Genomic DNA, 16,953 nt, shown 5'->3' with positions numbered 1-16,953 from the left:
CCCTTAATGGAAGAATGCTTGTTGAATTAAGTCAGACATTACTAAAATGAGTAACGAAATGGATCCCACGCAACCGAAATATCCTAATAACCTGAGTGCCTCTCCTGTTTTCTCAACTGATGAAACTGTTTTTTCAAGCCATTTCCCGGCAAAGCGTTTCAATGACCCCTCAGAGTTCGAGGTTTCAAAAAGGCTCTTCATCTTAATGATGGCCGCGTCTCCAGGAAACTCGTAACCAATAACGTCAAGTGCTGATCCTAAATTCTCCTCACCATCTTCAATTGCACCACGCATTGCTTCCAAACGCTCAAGCATCCAAGGAGACTCGCAAGAGTCGACCATATTCGTTATTGCGGTCTCCATAGGAATACCAGCGGAAAGCATAGCATTCACGTTCAAAATAAAAGTTGCTCCATTTAAACGCTTATAAATGGAAAATGGAGGGAATTTATCAAACCAGAATCTTACATTACCTGTCCAGCGCGAAAGTGTTTTAAATATTAAAACACTAGCACCGACCAGAACAAATAAAATCAAATACCAGTATTCAGTGACCGTAACATAAAAATACCAGACACCCAACTGAGCAACATTCCATTTTTCAAGCGGTACGCTCTGCTTCAAAAGAGGGACAAGCAATACGCAGAACATGACTACAATGCCGAATGTAAGCGCAAACATATATGCAATAATCATCAAAGATGACTTTATCGAACGAAAGATTTTATCAGTACCTTCGGCAATAAAAATTGCATTGCGAAACCCATCAGCGACTCTACCTGCAACATCACATGAGTCTATAATGCTAAGTTCCTGATCTGGTATCCATTCGCGTAGTGAATCCGCAAGAGAATAACCGGCCATGATATTTTGTCTGCACTCACTGAGAATTTTACCAATCGGATTACCCGGATTCCGCCCTCTACGAGTATAGTTTTCAATTAGCTTATCAAATGTGGCAAGTACACTTAAACCATCCAGCAGGTACTGTCTGAAATCATCATACAACTCCACTCTATCAGTAGCGCTAAATGTGCGGCTATAAATATAACGTTCAAAGTTATTCATTAAATTTATCATCCCTGTCAAGGTTACAGATTTTCTTATGAGCTATAACAGGATCAACCTTTCCCTGATTAATAAGGGCTGTAATATTCTCGCATAATGTTTCCCCGCCTTTTGAGCGCCAATAATTCCATGCCGCGAATTTGCCTTCCCGTTCATAAAGAGACATAAATTTATAATCAGTTTCGATTACCTCAAATACTCCTGTGCGGCCCTTTATGCCTGTATTTTCACAGTACTCACAACCGGATTCATTAATCAGGAAAGCATTCTGAGATTCTGTATATTTATCGATCAGCTCTCTCAAATAATCGTCGACCTCATCTTTATGTTCTTCATAAGGGCGCCTGCAGTGCTTACATAAGAGCGGAGTAAGTCTTAAACCAATAAGACACGTAATCAACGTAGCATCTGTTAATAAATCCTGGTCGACACCAAACCTTCTTAAGCGCTGAATAATATCAATAGGGTGACTTGTGTGAATGGTAGTAATCACGTTATGTCCGGTTTGTGCAGCTTCTATAACACCGGTTGCTGATGTACTATCCCTGACCTCGCCAATATAGATGCTATCTGGATCGAGACGCATGAGGTTCGAAATTGCTTTACCCCAAGCTTTGGCCATTAGCTCCCTGTCACTTCTGTCGGCTAGAATGAGTGGGGTTTGAATCGCCCCACGTATAGGTGATTCAATAGGGTCTTCAACCGTTAACAGGTTTATACCTGAATCATCTCGTGTAATAGACTCTGCCATACACTGTGAAAGCGTTGATTTGCCGTGACCAGTCGGCCCACTGGAAAAAATCGCACCTGAAGGTTTAAATAGCGTTCGTCTGATCGCCGAGGCTTGCTTAGGGGTTAAACCCAGATCTTCGAGCTCCAGTTGCTGCTTGCGCTTTGAGACCAGTCGCACTACTGCAACCAGGGTGTCTGAGTTACCTGGACGACTGGCAAACCGACCTGTACTCAATCCAAGCATTGACACAAATTCTTCTTTCAATCGAGCATCACTGGATTCAGTGGCGCTCAGAGTTGGCGTGCTTTGCTCTGTACACATTGAGTTGAAGAGGGTATTAACAAGCAACCGGCCATTTTCCGTAGAATCCCCAAACATCTTCATTGGTCGCTTGATTCCATCAATACGAAACGATACCTGAAAGTATGATGAGTCGATTCTGAAATGAATATCTGATGCACGCATATCGACGGCATGCTTGATAATTGCTATGACTTTGTTCTGAGATGGCGTATTAGTTTCTGACGATGAAGTTGTTGAATCATCAAAGGCATTACAAACGTCCGCTAATTCCTCTCTTGTAACCCAATTAACGCTTGGGAATACTTCTTTTTTGTTTAAGTGCTTCTTTAAATCAAAATAATGAGTATTACCATCGAACTGATCTACAACAAATAGTTGATAACCTCCTTCGGAGTTATCTTTTAGAAGTCGCACATTTTCAATTATTTCTGATGGAATCTTAATATTTGGTAAATACTGTGCGATGTTTACCAAGCTATGCGTATGCTCAGAATATTGCATTGCCCACCTCTAATTAATAACCTGAATACTCTGTGTGCTAATGTTTTTAACTTTGACCCCGCCTAAACCTATACTCAGAACTTGCCACCGGCCTCCAGGGAGCAGCTGACCAGCAGTCACAGAAGTGGTATTTCCATCCTGCATGCTGAGAACTGCATTTTTTCCACTAATTTTTACCAATTGCGGTAGAGCATCCGCTTGAGAAGTAGAGACTCCCGAAATACCTGCTACAGTCGATGGGTTAGCCTGTGACGTTGCTCCATAATCCTTAATTTCAGCCTCAGCTTTAGCCTTATTAAGAGCCGCTTTTGCTTCATATAACACTCGTTGCTTTTGCATATTATCCAAATCCCATACGGTTCCACTTTCTGCAAGAGCACCAAATGACACTAAGAAAAACACAAGGATAAAATTTTTACGATTTAGAAATACGTTTTCCATAAACAGACCCTGTAATTTTATAGGTGATAGAACGTTGATCCTGAGCGATTTCATAGATAATGCTATTAATTCGCATTCCTAAATACTCCCCCTCCTTGAAAACTAATTGTGGTGGGACAGTGGTTTCGACATTGAATGTAAACTCCTGCCAGTCCTGTAGAGGCAGGTCCTCTCCTTCTTCATTCTTTTTAATGTCTTTTATTGAGACTTCAGTAAGAACTGCTGGTATGTTTACTGACTGAAAAAGGGAAACAATTTTTAATAACTGCGCCCCCAAGTCTTGTAACGGATCATCGCCGTTGGGGGGCAAAGTATTTTTTACGAAAAATGCAGAAACATTTGTCTGGGTGATATTGAATGCCGGTTCAGTACCGAATTTCTCTCTCACGGCATCTACAAAAGCTTGTGCTGTAACCGCAGAATTATCCGGTCGGTTATAGTTAGCATCAAATCCATCTTGACTACACTTGATGGTTGCTGGCATCCATCCCTTTTGAGAAAGCCCAAATTTCTTTAGTCCCTCTTCACACGCTGCCAAAAACACAGGGATTGAGGAGGTTGATATCCACGGATGCTTCAACTTGTCCAGTGCAGCCTGATACCGGGCAATTTTATTTATCTCAGCCTGCTTAAGAATCTGAGCCTGGATGGCAGCTTTTTTTATTCTATCCTGCTCATCCAGATGATCCTGAATAAAAAATACAGCCACGCACGACATCACCAGCGCAGCTGCAAAACCGATTAACTGATTTTTCGTCATTCCCCACTGAAGAGGCTTAAGACGGAAATCTTTTCTGACGTTACCGGGTTTTAGTATCTCATTGAGGTCCAGAACATCAGTAACCCATTCAAATTTATTAATATCTCCAAAAACAGGGATTTCTGTATTTTGTTTACTACCTCTTAAATCCTGTTTGAGGTCTAACACCACCTGTTTAATTTTTGATTCAGGGAAGATCATATCTGAGTTGGAGTGAATCGCGCCTTTCTCAGTACGACCGACTAAAGTATATTCCTCTTCACCTTCGGCATTCGCGCCAAGCGAAATTACTGCGATACAACTCCCCTGAAGAAGGGTAGCTAACGCGACAATAAGAGAATAGGCCCCCCTTAATTTTTGCTTGGATTTAGGAGCAAAGCCAGCTTGGATTGCTTCAGCTTTCCTAATAGCAACTACATCAAGATTTCGATCTTTGCCTATCCTGCGAACTTCTTGCATCACCTTCCGGTGAGATTTAATAGTTTCCCATTCCAGCCCAACGACAAAGCGATGGTTGTTGATAGTCAATACACGTATTGATGCATCGCTTACGTATAACTCAGCTTTATCGCGCTTTTTTTTATTTTTAGCGTACATATGGAGTCACCGTAATAACAAAGCTCTGTTTTGTTTTTGCGCCAGACAACGCACCGCCAAATAAAATATTACTTGGTGAGCCAACGCCCTGCCGATTTGAATTATCAGTGTTCTGTTCAAAACCTGACATGATCAGTGTCTGCCCAGGCTTTAACCAAACACGCTGCTGCAGAGATCGTGTATCAATATCTGGTGCTTCAATTTTTTGCGTATCAGATGTGATGGTACGGATTTGCTTGAGGCTTGAAATATCCATGAACATATTCAGCATCAGGCGATCTGAATCCTTCAGGATTTTAGGGAGAATGGTGATATTCGTCCCCGTGGTTACGCTTCCCGGTGTCAATGATTGTGAAGGAACGGTTGCATCGCCCGTGGCATACGCCGTGGTGGTAACATCTTTCAGGTAAGTTGTTTGCTGGCCGACGAGTACAGGTGCGGCAGCCATATTTGTGGTCATGATCGTGCTGGTTTTAACATCCGATACCTTTGCTTGCTTTGAAAGTGCATCAAGAAGGAATGATGAACCAGCGAACTGCGCTGCGGAACCAGTTGCTGTATCAAGGACATTAAAACCACCAGAAATTGCGTCGCCTGAAACGCCGCTGTTTGTGTTAGCGAGCTTGATTCCATAATTTCCATTCAGGGATTTCCAGACTAAATTCCAGTCAATACCGATCATGTCGCTCACATCTGTATTGACGGTATAAGTCACTACCTTCAAAACGACCTGGCGGCTCAGGGTGCTGTTTTCATCATCGAGATACTCACCCACTCGACTGACTACATCGGGAACATCTGTAATCATCAACGTACCAGTGGTAGCGTTCAGACTCAGACGGCCGACGCCCGGGGTTAACATGCTCTGAACAGTTTCCTTAAGGTCCTTATAAAGGTTATTTCCCATTGCCACGGTGGACGACATTGTTGACCCACCAGAACCAGATACACCGGAACTTGAGGAACCGCTGCCGCTGCCGTTGTCAGTACCCGTTGCGTTAGAGAGGCCACTTGTAACCATCCCTGTCAGATCATATTTTGCATCTGCCGGCTGTATATCGAATCGCTTGGTTTCGAGGTAATAAATGATGGGCTCATCATTACTGTATTTCCATGACACACCCATTCGCGCAGTAACGAGATCCATGACCCCGCCGAAATTACCTGAATAACTGACGTCTGTTATGTACCTACTGGCGGCCGCAGGAGAAGGGCTTGAATTGCCGTTAGCCTCAGCACCAAACATGGCCAAGGGTTTCATTTCACCGCTGTTCATTACAGGGGATGGCACTGTCGCCAACCGTTGTGTCTTAGAACCGCTTTCGCCACCGCCGCTTAAATACGCCGCGGCATCCGGAGTAACTCGAACACGGATATGGCACTGCTCGCTCATATCTTGGGCGAACTGGAAAATATCCTGTGGCTTAGCTGTTTTGTAAGTCACCTGGCAATTTACCACTTCGCGCGGAGCGTCATATTTCGGTTTTGGTAGCGGAGTGGTATTAATATACTGACCGCTTGTGAATTGAACTACCGGGGCATTATCACCCATTTGCTTTATAAGAGATGAAGCCTTAACACCAGTGTCCTCGGCATCTTTTCTTACTTCGTTCATCCTTTGCACTGCACAACCGTTTACCAGAATGGTGCAAATAACAATAGAGAGTAATTTTTTTGTCATGCTTTAATTCCTGTCATCAATGATGATAATGCACTGATTGCGATACGCACTGACGTAAAGAGGCGATTGTGCTTTCTGATATAAAGTGAATAATTTTGTTGTAGCTTCTTCAAAACTGCCCGAGAAACTGAGCGGATAATCGATTGGGTAGTTAATATCGGTTTTCCACTGCACGTTCCATTTATGATCTTTACCTGGGCAGTTATCAGACTTGGTCCACGCGATAAAGCCATCCTTTAAGGTCAACCCTTTATCAATCTTCCACATTTTCGGTTCTGTAGGTTTAGATACTGGGGAATGACTAGCATTGGCTTTGTTTACCGCTAATAACGTAGGGGACACAGATTCTGATTTGTTACTCACCCGGTAAACCACTTTAATTTCGCGGTCCTGATCTGCAAATTCTGCATGTAACCCCACAGCAGATAGCATGTCATTCAAAACCTTCGGCCATTGTGCACCCGCAGGCCAGGATACAGTTTTCTTGAAACTGCGCGCGACATCTGGTGAAAGGCGAATACGCCATTCTTTCGGAACTACCTGGTGCATTGCCTGTAGCAATGGGACATCCTTTCCGCTCACATAAACGAATCCGCTCTTATCCGGCACTGGAAGCGTAAGTTCGGTCTTATTTACTTGCACTGGCGGAACCGGCAAAGTTCTTGATTGGTTTTCTGAGTTATGACGCACCACAGGTGTTTGTGAAGATATGACAGGTTTCGGTTCCGGCACATCCTCAGTGAATCTAATCCAACCAGTTTCATATTCAAGCTTTGTAACCGGTGCAGATTGGCCGTTACTGCAGGCTAATAAACCATTAGCTGCAACTAAGGCTGTTATCAGTTTTCTGTTAGTCATATCTGGTCATTTCCCATTGAAGCATTGGCTGAAACCTTCCCGTCTTCCACGCTACCGCCATGCCTTACACTTTCATGTAGACCTCAAAACTCCAGCGCATCGGTAAAATTGTGTGCCACGACGTACCGAAGTGGACAAAACCTATATAGAAACATGCGTTTTGATTATCGCACAACGAATCAAAGAATTTCAACTGATACGTATTGGATGTAACACAAAGAAAGCACATCTTTGAAGCTGTTTGCTCATACACAAGACTCATATACAAAAGCATTCACAGTGGGGTTCCTCACGAAAAGCCTCATTTTTTCTCCCCTTCTATTTGTTGACATTGAAAAATTACGTATAATACGCACTATATGTAATCTGGAGATGTGCACCATGTTTAGAATCAAACTCTTAGTCTGTTCACTGGCGTTAGCCTGGGCAGGTGCAGCTGCCGCAGACGCTCCATATGACGAGAATCCGGCACCTTCATTTAATGAGGTCCTGAATGGCTTTAATAACTCTGAAGGGGATACAGTTCGGATCACTGTATTACGTGATATGGGGGAAACCATCGGCTTCAGAACAGGCTTAGTGTGGGAAGCTCAAAACATCGCGAAGGGTCTTAAGAAAAAAGAGTCGGTTCTGGACCGCCTTTACAATTTCGGCTCGTTAATGACCAATGACAGCTCCTTGCCTCCAGTCATAGTTGAAGCAAATGATCTTGCTTCTGTTTCTAAGGACCAGTTCAGAACGGCTAATAAAGCATTTAACATTGTTAAACCCGAAGAGTTCGTCTCCGTTCCTCCTACCTGGCGTGACTATCTTTTCACCGGACTATTACAACAGTCAGAGGTTATCTATCCCTCAGATGATGCACGCCCGAAAACAAGCGCTGAGAAAAATGCCTGGGAGACATCGCTAAAGAAAGGCTGGAACGATGGCGTTGCCCAGGCGCAGAGTATTCTTGATGAGAATTTTAGTCGCCTCGGACGCGACTACAACGGAATGATGCGCTTTAACGCTTTACTTCGAATGGGCATGATTTCCCGTACTGAAATAGCATCGAAGGTATATACCGTTTCACCTGAGAGTAATAAAAATAGTCTGACAATCGGCGAAAAACACCGAGAGATCATGAAAAAGGCGCAGTTCGAAGTTAACCCTGATAAATGGAAACCAGTTATAACTAAGTCTCCGACTTCAGATACGTCAGCTCAGTATCAGTACGGAGGCAGATAGTGGATAATTTGCATTCCAGCTTTCCTTATGACTTTCCTAATGGTGAGATTTATCCAGAAATAATGAAGAAATTTTTCGTTCATTGCTGGAGACACAACGTTTCAGACGTTACCATTCAGGGAGGTGATTACATTTGGGTTGAGCTTCATGGGCGCCTAGTGAAAGCCTCAAACATGGTAATAGGCCACTCTCATCTTTCAGAGTTAATAACTTTGTTATGGGGCGCGGATATCGTCACCATTGTAGTCAGTGGAGAAGAGCAGGACAGGCCACTGTCAATAACTGGCGAACAATATGGGCTTGAGAGGGGGGAATCTATTCGACTCAGAACGAACTTTGTTCAGGGCCACGTGGGGCGTGGGTTATCGATTCAAATATCAGCGCGAATAATTCCTTCAGAGTTACCGACTCTAAAAAAATACCCAATAGAAGAAGAGTTCGTGCGTGAGCTCTTTTCCGCTGACGGCCTAAATGTTATTGCCGGTCCTACTGGAAGCGGGAAAACCACCACTTTGACGGCCCTGTATATGGAAATCGGGATGAAGATGCCTGACCGCAAGGTAATTCTCTTCGAACAGCCAGTCGAGTTTATCCTAGGTGGCCCGATGTGGGTGGGTCTGCAGCCTTGTCAGAGTGAAATTCCCCGTGACATAGCTTCGTATGCAGCTGGTATTCGCAATGCCCTGCGTCGTGCACCTAAAGTTATAGGGATAGGGGAAGCTCGCGACAAGGAAACCTATCTTGCCGGCATCGATGCTGCAAAATCCGGGCATCTTTTAAACTTCACATCCCACATCAATAAAACTGGCGAGATATTCAGTCGAATCATCCAGGCATTCCCAGTCGATCAGCAGGCTTCAGTTGCTCTCGATCTCCTGTCAGTTTTACGCGTTGTCATTGTGCAGAACCTTTTCAAATCGACTGATGGTAAACGCGTAATGCTCCGCGAGGGCCTTGTGTTTACTCAGGAGATAAGAAATGAACTGGAAGATATTCACTACAGTAAATGGCCGCGTTGGGTTGAAAGCCACTTGCACAACAAGAATGCCACTATCATCGATAAATTATGGGTCCTCTATAAAGAAGGAACAGTTGATAAAGACATCTTTATATCAAAGGCTTCTTATCACGAATTTGTAAAACGCTCAGGAGGCATCAATAATGATTAATAAATGGCGAAACAATGTCAATCCAACTTTATTTGGAGTTCCTTTCTCAGGATTATTCGCATATCTCTTCTTGATTTATTACTGGAGTTCTACTTTATTCCTGGTGATAACATGTCTAAATATTTTTTATGCTTATTTACACTGGCGCGGTTATTCTGTCTCTGGAATATATTACAGTCTCATGAGTAAAATTCGAGGAAACATAGTCTATTCACGTCCCTGGTGGTTCCGTGAACAATGGGGAGGTGATGATGACTCACTTTGAGTTAAGCACGCTTGAGCTTGAGCATGGCAATTACGATCTTGCCTTAAAAGCAATTAAAGAGCAGGCAAATGAAGGTCACCCTTCAGCAATCAAGCTACTCGCTGAGATATACAAGCATGGTATTGGTATTCAAAAAGATGAAGCTGAATACCGTAGATTACTTCATTTAATCGAACAACCAACTTCACATTAAATAACAGGATTAGTTATGAGCACTTTAAAAACCATGTTGACCATCTCTGCCTGTGCATCATTACTTTCAGGATGTGCGCTTATGGGAAAAAAGTCCGATCCAGTAAGCACAACTGATGAGGTCATTAACAAAAATATCGAACTGGCAATCTCGTCAATCCAGAAAACGCAAGCTGAGTTGTATCAGTATGGTGCGATAAATGAAAAAGCCGTTGGTATCACCGGTGGTATCTATCATGACAACGTGCGCATTGATATGAACTGGAACGGTGATGCGTATGAACTGTTGGCACAAATGGCCAGGCAGCGCTCATTTACATTCCGGTCTTCTGGCGCAAAGCTGCCATTACCGGTATCACTCAAAGTTTCGCGGGCCCAGTATAAAGAAGTTATGGATAGCATACAGACGCAGATCGGTTACCGTGCTTCCATCATTGTTGACAACTCTACCCGAACGATGACACTTAACTACAATACACCCAATCTTGAGGCATCCTCTTCTGCGAAAGTTATTCGCACCGGCACGGTTTCTGCAGCTCCATATCGCCCTGGCTCACCAGTGATCTCTTCGCCTACTACCGCCAGCAGTACAACAGCGCCTTCGAAAGGCGGTAATGGCTTGTTCAATGGTGGTGGTACAACCATCCCTCAGGATCACGAAGCGGCCAGACTAGGCGACAAATGCACAGAAAGAGGGGTATTAAGCAGAGACAAGCAGGGTAGGGCAATGTCCTGTAGCAATGGCCGCTGGAGAAAACTTTAACGCGCCTTAGATTGATGATGTTCTTAACATTACTTAAAAATAAAAGCCGGTATAGCCCGGCTTTTGATATATATTAATTCCATATGTTTTTTACGTTATCCTTAGCATCATTTACTTTGGAATCAACCGTATTATTAACACCATTCATTAGGTCGCTAATATTATTGTTGATACCTCCAATAACGTCATTGTATGAGTCGGAGATTTTATCTGAAGCAGTCTTACAAACCTGGTTCATTATGTCTGACCAGATTGATCCAAGGTCAGGGAACGTAGGCATCGTAACAACGCCGGTGACGGCGCTTATGCACGTTCCTATCACCTCGGATGAGTTCTTGAGTGCATCTGTTTCAGAATTAATCTTCGCGATTGCTGATTCGTAAGCACTCTGAGCACCCTCTGCGGCTGCTGTTCCACTCCGGCAGGAAGCACCATAAGAACAAGACGAAATCAGTAGGCCTGCTATGATGATTATCTTTTGAATTTTCATGGTAAGCTGATAGTTATATTGTTGAATGTATGGTTGAATAACCGGATCTGTTGTTGCAACGCTTACATTTTATACGTACCAAACGTAAATACCAGTTAAAAATTAGCTGATAAGAGGATTAAATGGCAAAAGAGATTGTCACTGGGAAGGATCTTGAGCGCTGGCGCTATGACCACGGCTTCGTCGTTGGTACTGCAGCCGAGTGTTTCGGCATCCAACGAGCCAAGTGGGAGTCGTTGGTACGCAATGATGAAATTATCACCAACGCAAGGATCCTCAACCTTTTCCATATTTATACGCAGTTCCCCGAAACCATTCCAGTCGCGCCAAGCTTTGACTATGTAGGCCTGTTCAATGAACTGGGCTTTGCTAACAACACTCGTGACAAGAAAGAGTTTGCTCGACTATTTGGTATGTCCATTCCTGGAACGTACCGGATCATGGATAAAAACTCCGCGCAGCGTGACATTGAAGCCTACGCTCAGGCCCTGAAGCGTACGGGGGCAAAAGGTAAAGATCTCCTGTTTCTAATGAGAAAAATTTCTCAGAAGTCAGAAACAGTCATTGAAGCTGGAGAAGAAGCTATGAAGGAGAAAGCCAGCAAGAAAAAAGTTAAAGGGGATGCAAAATAGCCATTTGTAAACTATTCCTGCCCCGCGAAATCAAACGATAAGCGGGGATAGTTTACTTTGGAGTCTGGAGCCTGCTGAAGTGCCCTTTTAAAAAAATCTTGAACCTTGTAACGTTATTACATTTGCCTTAAGTCATATTCCTAATATCACATCTGACCTGTTCCCCTTACCTAAACGTCTGAGACGTATCTATCTCTTTTGTTTTAAACGCAACACTGCAGCCGAACGTAAGATCTTGTTTGTGTGTGGCGGTAATTTATTGATTAATTCCATTCAATATGTATTATCCGTAACACAAGCATATAAAATATTGACCGCGGAGACGTCAAATGAAACAAGATGGACAAAGGCTTATCAAGCTTACCACAGCATTCTTCTATGACACTGAAGTCGAACCAGAAGTGATAAATCTCAGAGATACTACTTTGGCGACCGGTATCCCCGGCCTTCTGAGCGGATATTTCGGAAGTTTTGCTCAAACAAAGGGGTTCAAGCCTGTTAAAGAAATTGCAGACTCCCTAGGAAAACGATACACAATTGTTGATTTCACGCTTTCATGCAGTGAATTTACTGAGACCGAAAGCCCCCCTCCGGGAATGATGATAAATCTCAAACAACTGACCAAGGCAAGACAGGTGCCACTTTCTCATGAAATATCCGAAAGCAGCCCGGAACTTATTAGCAGCATAAAAATGCACGGCAGCTTTGAAAAGGCACTTATTGATAATCCACTGTTCCTCCCTGAAATGCTGAATCATCTTGGCCGCTTCCGCGACTCTGTGATTATTCATTCCATAAAGCCCAATGCCTCCCCGACACTGACAGTGGCAAGTATAAGAATAGATCAGGTTAAAGCCAGACTTGTCAGTGCGAGCTGCCGCTTCAATCAGAACACGAAAATTGTGTGGGAATAATGCTGATTTGATAACACTCAACCCCGGAGTTACCGGGGTTTCGTTGGACCATTATGCAGCTTCTTTCAGATTCACCTGGAACCAATTGATCCGCTCACCCACCCGCTGGAGCTTCAGCAAGGCTGTTTCCCTTGGCTTAAGATATTCGAGCTTTGATTTCTCAATCTGAAGTTTGTTCGCTGCGCGCTGCCAGTCACCAGGAGCCATGTTCTGGACCAGAAGTGTGCCGGCTGAATTGATAAAATCCTCACTGAAATGGCTTGGACTTTGGCTGGCCAGCACCAGTGAAATGCCAAATTTTCGTGCTTCGTTAGCGATGATGTTTATTGGGTTCGAACTTTCTTCATCGCAGAATTTTTTCGCCTCATCGAGGATGATGACGTGGCGAACCTTGCCATGACTCTCACCACGCTGCATTTCCTCATGGAAGATGGCCATCATACGACTGTAAACAAACATCTTCAGCTCATCCTCTGAGCTGGCTAAAGGTTTGATATTGTATCGCTGGATACGACCGCTAAATGGCGGTTCGTTTGCGTTGAACAGGCCTAATGCTTTAACGTTCTCCAGCCGCGTTGAGAGAGAGCGCAGGGTGTCTACTGAATCATATTTGAGAATTTCATCAAACTCGGACCCCGTGCGCGTCTGATTCAGTGCATTTTCATATTCCTTAAGGGCATTCTCTTTCGCTTTTTCCAGCGCCTGCTGTGTCTTCTCTGTATCTTCCCTGATATTCCTTTCCTTCGCTTTATCCAGCGCCCTGGCGGCCCGCATAAAGCCCTCAAAACCCCTGAGTGCCAGATTAGCCTGATTGTTCTCATCGAGCCCAAATAAACCGCTCTTGAGCTTCTTGGCAATAAGTCGCTCCAGATCGGTGAGCGTCGGGTAGCACTGCGCAAGTGCACTCCATTCACGTTTATTATAAAGATCCTGACACTCCGATTCTGGGGCATTACGTTTCACCCAGCTGGCCGGTTTTTCCTGATACATGCGTTTAAGCGCGTAGCAATCCATTACCAGCTGGCGTAACACTGCTGCCTGCTGTTCACCCAGCTTGCGGTTCGTGCTCATGATATCGATGATATGATTCGCCGATTTACGCAGACCGCCGTAATGTGGATCAGGGTTTACCACAAACGGGTTATAGCCATAACGGGTCGATTCACTGAAAAGGACTTCGCTGGCGCCTGGAATTTCGATATCGCCATGGTAATCAAAGATAGAAATTCGCGTTTGCGGATCTGAAGCAAATGCCTCAGCGAACCGGCGAATCTGGTAAGTTTTGCCTGAACCTGATGTACCGGTAATACCAACATGGCCATTTGCCAGCTGCCCCAGGTTCCAGATAAATGGCTCCTTGATACCTTTTCTAAGCTGAAAATCATTAAATCCTACGGTGAATTGAGTAGCCATGCTTTCTCCTTAATGAATGAGTTATGCTGCTTCGCGCATGGCGGTCAATGCCGCCTGAAGTAGCCTTTTCTTCTGACCTTCAAGGGTCAGTGATTTGGAAACAGTGAAGGTTTCGGTGTCGTCGCTATAACTGCTACGCAGTTCTTCCTCGATCTGATACTCAACATCGGCAATGGCGCCATTAATCGAGCAATCGGTATTAGCGGCCGTGATGCCGGCAAGCAGAAGGGGGGCCAGAGGAATATCTGACGAAGCGATGATTTTTTCCGTTTTGTACCCTTCGAGCGATACTGGAGGGTCTATTTCGATAAACTGGTTAATTCGTGGGCTAAGTTTCGTATGCTTTTCATTATCCGGGATATAGAAGGCCGCCATCTCGATTAACGAATCTTTGAAGATTAAGTAGCCTTCACCTGAATTTAATCTCTTAACGTCTGTAATGCTGATGCGATTTCGTGACTCAACACGCAAATCCTTTCTCGCCGACCAGGAACCGACAGTACCCGACTGATAATCAAACCCAGAAAGTGTTGAGAAATATCCCTCACCGGACACCTTTTGAATCAGCGAGAAAGTATCATCACCGTCTTCCAGAGCCAGGCAGTATTTGAACTTCGTATTGGCAAGCAAGGAAGCCGTTTCCTCACCTGCAGAACCTCTTTTCAGCCCCTGGATGTCCTGAACGGCCGCAACCATCATGAAGCCAAGCGATCGTGCCTGGGCGTACATGACAGCCAGACCGGAAGCATAATAATAAGCAAGTTCGTCCGTAATAATTATCGACGGTACCGGCGAAGATGTTGGCCTGGCCTGAAGTATCTCGGCCTTAGTGCCCTCATACTTTGTACCGAGGTTTTCGGCCATCATTAACCGTATACAGCTGAGCACGAGCTTCCCGAGCGCCTCAGCCTCCTGAGAGGATTTTTCCAGAGAGGGTATTGAGATAACCAGCACCCGGTTATTAAGTAACACATCGCTAAGATCAATATCAGGATGCTTAACGTTGTAGACGAATCCGTATGACTCGATCATCATCTGCAGAGTACGCTGGAACTGAGAGGTAAGATAACCATGTTGGGTTCTTACTTCTGAATTCCATTTTTGTGGTTCGTCAATGAGGCTGAAGTCAAACGACAAACCGGTTTTCAGGTAGTTCGCAATAGGCGAGTATGCGGCATAAGGTAAAAGTCCGGCTTCCCCTTCCTTGTAGAGTGTCAGCAAATCCTCAAGGCCAAGATACTTCTGAATGGCATGGATGCCGGAGGTAAGATCCCCGCGCAAATGTTTATAACGCAGACATCTGATGATGGCATCTACCAGGTTAACAGCCTTCTCCTGCCACTGGGCTCCACTTCCGTCTGCCTTTGGAAGGAGGGAAGTCATTAGCTGAACCTGAAAATCTGCGGTCCCGGAGAAAAATGGATTAAGTGAGTTCGATCGGGCGCCGTTCTGAGGGTTAAAGTAGGATTCGCCCATACGGCGATATTTTTCTTCTTCCAGAAGATCGAGGTAAGGGTCACGCCCTGCAGTTAACAAATTGAGATGGAGGAAGTCGTCATCCCGACCCATACGGCGGCACAAAGACCAGATAGTAAAAGGCAAACTGATGTCTGCTTTGCCATCCGCATACACTGCTCCTGAACCCCAGCACAGCGAGTTATAGACCATGCCATAAAGTGATTCAGATTTCCCCGAGCCTGTTGTACCTGCCAGAAAAACGTGGGTTCGGCAGTCACTGTTAGTGGACCAGATCTCAGCCCCCATGAGGTATTTTTTGTTTGTCCGTAAGACTCCCCAATAGAGTATACCCCCTGCGGTTGCATACTTAATTCTTTCGCGTGTTCCCCGGAATATCCAGGTCTTCCATTCTGTCCTTATCGTGTAATACTCAGAAATATCGTATCCACCCACGTCTTTAGGAATACGCATTGGGGCACGTGTTTTTCTGTCCAGTAAAATGGCCCAGAAAATGAGCGAGGTGATAAGCGAAACGGGCCAGATAGCGAGCAAAAGAATCTGCAAGATAACTCTGCCTATCAGCAGCAGGCGGACATTGTTAAGATCGAGAAGCCATTCATAGACTTTCTCCTCAAATGAGCGCGTGTCTCTCCGTAATTTACTGGAGTCAATTTCATGTTGGCTCATAAATTATCCTCTAGATTTAGCGTAATTCCGCATTCCTTACGGAAGGCATCAACGAGTAACTGGCGAAGATAGGGAGCATGTTTAATCGAACGGCAGACCTCTTCAGCCCTGACAGCTGCTTGTTTCTTCTGCTCAATAGTTTCGATTTTGTAGTTGCGTGTGGCGTACTGCAGCAAAAGAGAACTCAACGGTACCGCAGCAACCAAAGCATTCTCCCAGGACAACAATCCGTTCGTTCGAATGTAATCATCGGGATCCATTCCCTCGGGCATAAACAGGAAGAAGACGTCATGGCGATCTGATATGACATCCAGCAAACGAGGCAGAAGTTGACGTATACCTGCGCGACCACCTTTATCAGAATCCATGCAGAAATAGAGCCTGGTGGCCATCTTACAGAGGATCATCAGCTGCTCGACTGTTATCGCTGTACCCATTCCGGCCACAGCACGAGACTCACCCTCCTGGTGCAGGGCGATTACGTCAAAATAGCCTTCAACGATAACGGCGGTGCCGGTTTTGCGAATAGAGGCAGACGCCTTATTCAGGCCAAAAAGTAGCCGTGACTTATTGAAAAATGGGGTCTGTGGCGGATTCAGATACTTCGGGGAGGAGTCCCAAGAGTGGATTTTGCGACCGGAAAATCCGGTCAGTCTTCCGCTAACCGAATACACGGTGACCTGCTCCCCGTTGATTAGTACACCCCGATGTTAGTAATGTCTTCATAAGCCACATGAGGACATCCCCATGAAGAAGCGTTTTTCCGACGAACAGATCATCAGTATTCTCCGCGAAGCCGAA

At 44.8% G+C, this 16,953-nt stretch carries 16 protein-coding genes; 6 read left to right on the top strand and 10 right to left on the bottom strand.

What is annotated here, in order from left to right:
• Positions 1-3 precede the first annotated feature (3 nt).
• The 6 genes from ACHH0Z_RS23225 to ACHH0Z_RS23200 are packed head-to-tail and all read right to left on the bottom strand — an operon-like array spanning position 4 to position 6,942.
• Positions 4-1,068 carry a type II secretion system F family protein gene (locus ACHH0Z_RS23225; protein WP_045336909.1) on the bottom strand — a complete coding sequence of 355 codons (1,065 nt, stop codon included), beginning with the start codon at positions 1,066-1,068 and terminating at the stop codon, positions 4-6.
• Positions 1,061-2,605, bottom strand: a complete 1,545-nt coding sequence (locus ACHH0Z_RS23220; RefSeq protein WP_045336907.1) for a GspE/PulE family protein — start codon at positions 2,603-2,605, stop codon at positions 1,061-1,063. Before ACHH0Z_RS23220 ends, ACHH0Z_RS23225 begins: the two co-directional genes overlap by 8 nt.
• A gap of 9 nt (positions 2,606-2,614) precedes the next feature.
• Complete coding sequence (pilP, locus tag ACHH0Z_RS23215; RefSeq protein ID WP_045336905.1) at positions 2,615-3,046, bottom strand: type IV pilus biogenesis protein PilP; 432 nt, start codon at positions 3,044-3,046, stop codon at positions 2,615-2,617.
• Positions 3,021-4,403 carry a type 4b pilus protein PilO2 gene (gene pilO2, locus ACHH0Z_RS23210; protein ID WP_045336904.1) on the bottom strand — a complete coding sequence of 461 codons (1,383 nt, stop codon included), beginning with the start codon at positions 4,401-4,403 and terminating at the stop codon, positions 3,021-3,023. The genes pilP and pilO2 overlap by 26 nt, the downstream gene beginning before the upstream one ends.
• Positions 4,393-6,084: a PilN family type IVB pilus formation outer membrane protein gene (locus ACHH0Z_RS23205; protein WP_045336902.1), complete on the bottom strand. Its 1,692-nt coding sequence runs from the start codon at positions 6,082-6,084 to the stop codon at positions 4,393-4,395. Before ACHH0Z_RS23205 ends, pilO2 begins: the two co-directional genes overlap by 11 nt.
• 3 nt (positions 6,085-6,087) lie before the next feature.
• Positions 6,088-6,942, bottom strand: coding sequence for a TcpQ domain-containing protein (locus tag ACHH0Z_RS23200; RefSeq protein WP_084832253.1), 855 nt, complete (start codon positions 6,940-6,942; stop codon positions 6,088-6,090).
• Positions 6,943-7,323: 381 nt separating this feature from the next.
• Between ACHH0Z_RS23200 and ACHH0Z_RS23195 the strand changes: the two genes are divergently transcribed.
• From ACHH0Z_RS23195 to ACHH0Z_RS23180, 4 genes are all read left to right on the top strand, one after another.
• Positions 7,324-8,169 carry a type IV secretory system conjugative DNA transfer family protein gene (locus ACHH0Z_RS23195; protein ID WP_158409077.1) on the top strand — a complete coding sequence of 282 codons (846 nt, stop codon included), beginning with the start codon at positions 7,324-7,326 and terminating at the stop codon, positions 8,167-8,169.
• The gene (gene traJ / locus ACHH0Z_RS23190; RefSeq protein ID WP_045336900.1) at positions 8,169-9,338 is read left to right on the top strand and encodes a plasmid transfer ATPase TraJ; all 1,170 of its coding nucleotides are present in this window, start codon (positions 8,169-8,171) and stop codon (positions 9,336-9,338) included. Before ACHH0Z_RS23195 ends, traJ begins: the two co-directional genes overlap by 1 nt.
• Positions 9,339-9,586: 248 nt before the next feature.
• On the top strand, positions 9,587-9,796 hold the full coding sequence (locus tag ACHH0Z_RS23185; RefSeq protein WP_045409107.1) for a hypothetical protein: 210 nt from the start codon (positions 9,587-9,589) through the stop codon (positions 9,794-9,796).
• Positions 9,797-9,811: 15 nt separating this feature from the next.
• On the top strand, positions 9,812-10,558 hold the full coding sequence (locus ACHH0Z_RS23180) for a DotD/TraH family lipoprotein (protein WP_084832254.1): 747 nt from the start codon (positions 9,812-9,814) through the stop codon (positions 10,556-10,558).
• Positions 10,559-10,631: 73 nt separating this feature from the next.
• On the opposite strand, the gene ACHH0Z_RS23175 is transcribed toward ACHH0Z_RS23180, so the two are convergent.
• Positions 10,632-11,048: a hypothetical protein gene (locus ACHH0Z_RS23175; protein WP_045336896.1), complete on the bottom strand. Its 417-nt coding sequence runs from the start codon at positions 11,046-11,048 to the stop codon at positions 10,632-10,634.
• Positions 11,049-11,170: 122 nt separating this feature from the next.
• Here ACHH0Z_RS23175 and ACHH0Z_RS23170 point away from each other — a divergent pair, with 122 nt between their 5' ends.
• Positions 11,171-11,680, top strand: a complete 510-nt coding sequence (locus ACHH0Z_RS23170) for a hypothetical protein (protein ID WP_045336894.1) — start codon at positions 11,171-11,173, stop codon at positions 11,678-11,680.
• A gap of 329 nt (positions 11,681-12,009) precedes the next feature.
• Positions 12,010-12,594, top strand: coding sequence for a hypothetical protein (locus ACHH0Z_RS23165; protein ID WP_045336892.1), 585 nt, complete (start codon positions 12,010-12,012; stop codon positions 12,592-12,594).
• Positions 12,595-12,645: 51 nt separating this feature from the next.
• Here ACHH0Z_RS23165 and ACHH0Z_RS23160 read toward each other — a convergent pair whose 3' ends face one another.
• The 3 genes from ACHH0Z_RS23160 to ACHH0Z_RS23150 are packed head-to-tail and all read right to left on the bottom strand — an operon-like array spanning position 12,646 to position 16,826.
• Positions 12,646-14,007, bottom strand: coding sequence for an ATP-binding protein (locus tag ACHH0Z_RS23160; RefSeq protein ID WP_045336890.1), 1,362 nt, complete (start codon positions 14,005-14,007; stop codon positions 12,646-12,648).
• Positions 14,008-14,028: 21 nt separating this feature from the next.
• Positions 14,029-16,152, bottom strand: coding sequence for a type IV secretory system conjugative DNA transfer family protein (locus ACHH0Z_RS23155; protein WP_052686639.1), 2,124 nt, complete (start codon positions 16,150-16,152; stop codon positions 14,029-14,031).
• Complete coding sequence (locus ACHH0Z_RS23150) at positions 16,149-16,826, bottom strand: toprim domain-containing protein (RefSeq protein ID WP_395149569.1); 678 nt, start codon at positions 16,824-16,826, stop codon at positions 16,149-16,151. Before ACHH0Z_RS23150 ends, ACHH0Z_RS23155 begins: the two co-directional genes overlap by 4 nt.
• Between the last annotated feature and the right edge of the window lie 127 nt (positions 16,827-16,953).

This window comes from Enterobacter cloacae complex sp. 2024EL-00227, from assembly GCF_043945315.1.
Classification (GTDB): Bacteria; Pseudomonadota; Gammaproteobacteria; order Enterobacterales; family Enterobacteriaceae; genus Enterobacter; species Enterobacter roggenkampii.
The sequence above is the reverse complement of the archived record's forward strand: the minus strand, read 5'-3'. Positions and strand labels throughout refer to the sequence as shown.

Excerpts from the sequence above, each read along its gene's own strand:
- ACHH0Z_RS23175 (WP_045336896.1), bottom strand. The coding sequence starts at position 11,048 with ATGAAAATTCAAAAGATAATCATCATAGCAGGCCTACTGATTTCGTCT.
- ACHH0Z_RS23200 (WP_084832253.1), bottom strand. The coding sequence starts at position 6,942 with ATGACTAACAGAAAACTGATAACAGCCTTAGTTGCAGCTAATGGTTTA.
- ACHH0Z_RS23205 (WP_045336902.1), bottom strand. The coding sequence starts at position 6,084 with ATGACAAAAAAATTACTCTCTATTGTTATTTGCACCATTCTGGTAAAC.
- ACHH0Z_RS23155 (WP_052686639.1), bottom strand. The coding sequence starts at position 16,152 with ATGAGCCAACATGAAATTGACTCCAGTAAATTACGGAGAGACACGCGC.
- ACHH0Z_RS23180 (WP_084832254.1), top strand. The coding sequence starts at position 9,812 with ATGAGCACTTTAAAAACCATGTTGACCATCTCTGCCTGTGCATCATTA.
- pilP (WP_045336905.1), bottom strand. The coding sequence starts at position 3,046 with ATGGAAAACGTATTTCTAAATCGTAAAAATTTTATCCTTGTGTTTTTC.
- ACHH0Z_RS23195 (WP_158409077.1), top strand. The coding sequence starts at position 7,324 with ATGTTTAGAATCAAACTCTTAGTCTGTTCACTGGCGTTAGCCTGGGCA.
- pilO2 (WP_045336904.1), bottom strand. The coding sequence starts at position 4,403 with ATGTACGCTAAAAATAAAAAAAAGCGCGATAAAGCTGAGTTATACGTA.
- ACHH0Z_RS23220 (WP_045336907.1), bottom strand. The coding sequence starts at position 2,605 with ATGCAATATTCTGAGCATACGCATAGCTTGGTAAACATCGCACAGTAT.
- ACHH0Z_RS23170 (WP_045336894.1), top strand. The coding sequence starts at position 11,171 with ATGGCAAAAGAGATTGTCACTGGGAAGGATCTTGAGCGCTGGCGCTAT.
- ACHH0Z_RS23160 (WP_045336890.1), bottom strand. The coding sequence starts at position 14,007 with ATGGCTACTCAATTCACCGTAGGATTTAATGATTTTCAGCTTAGAAAA.
- ACHH0Z_RS23225 (WP_045336909.1), bottom strand. The coding sequence starts at position 1,068 with ATGAATAACTTTGAACGTTATATTTATAGCCGCACATTTAGCGCTACT.
- ACHH0Z_RS23185 (WP_045409107.1), top strand. The coding sequence starts at position 9,587 with ATGATGACTCACTTTGAGTTAAGCACGCTTGAGCTTGAGCATGGCAAT.
- ACHH0Z_RS23165 (WP_045336892.1), top strand. The coding sequence starts at position 12,010 with ATGAAACAAGATGGACAAAGGCTTATCAAGCTTACCACAGCATTCTTC.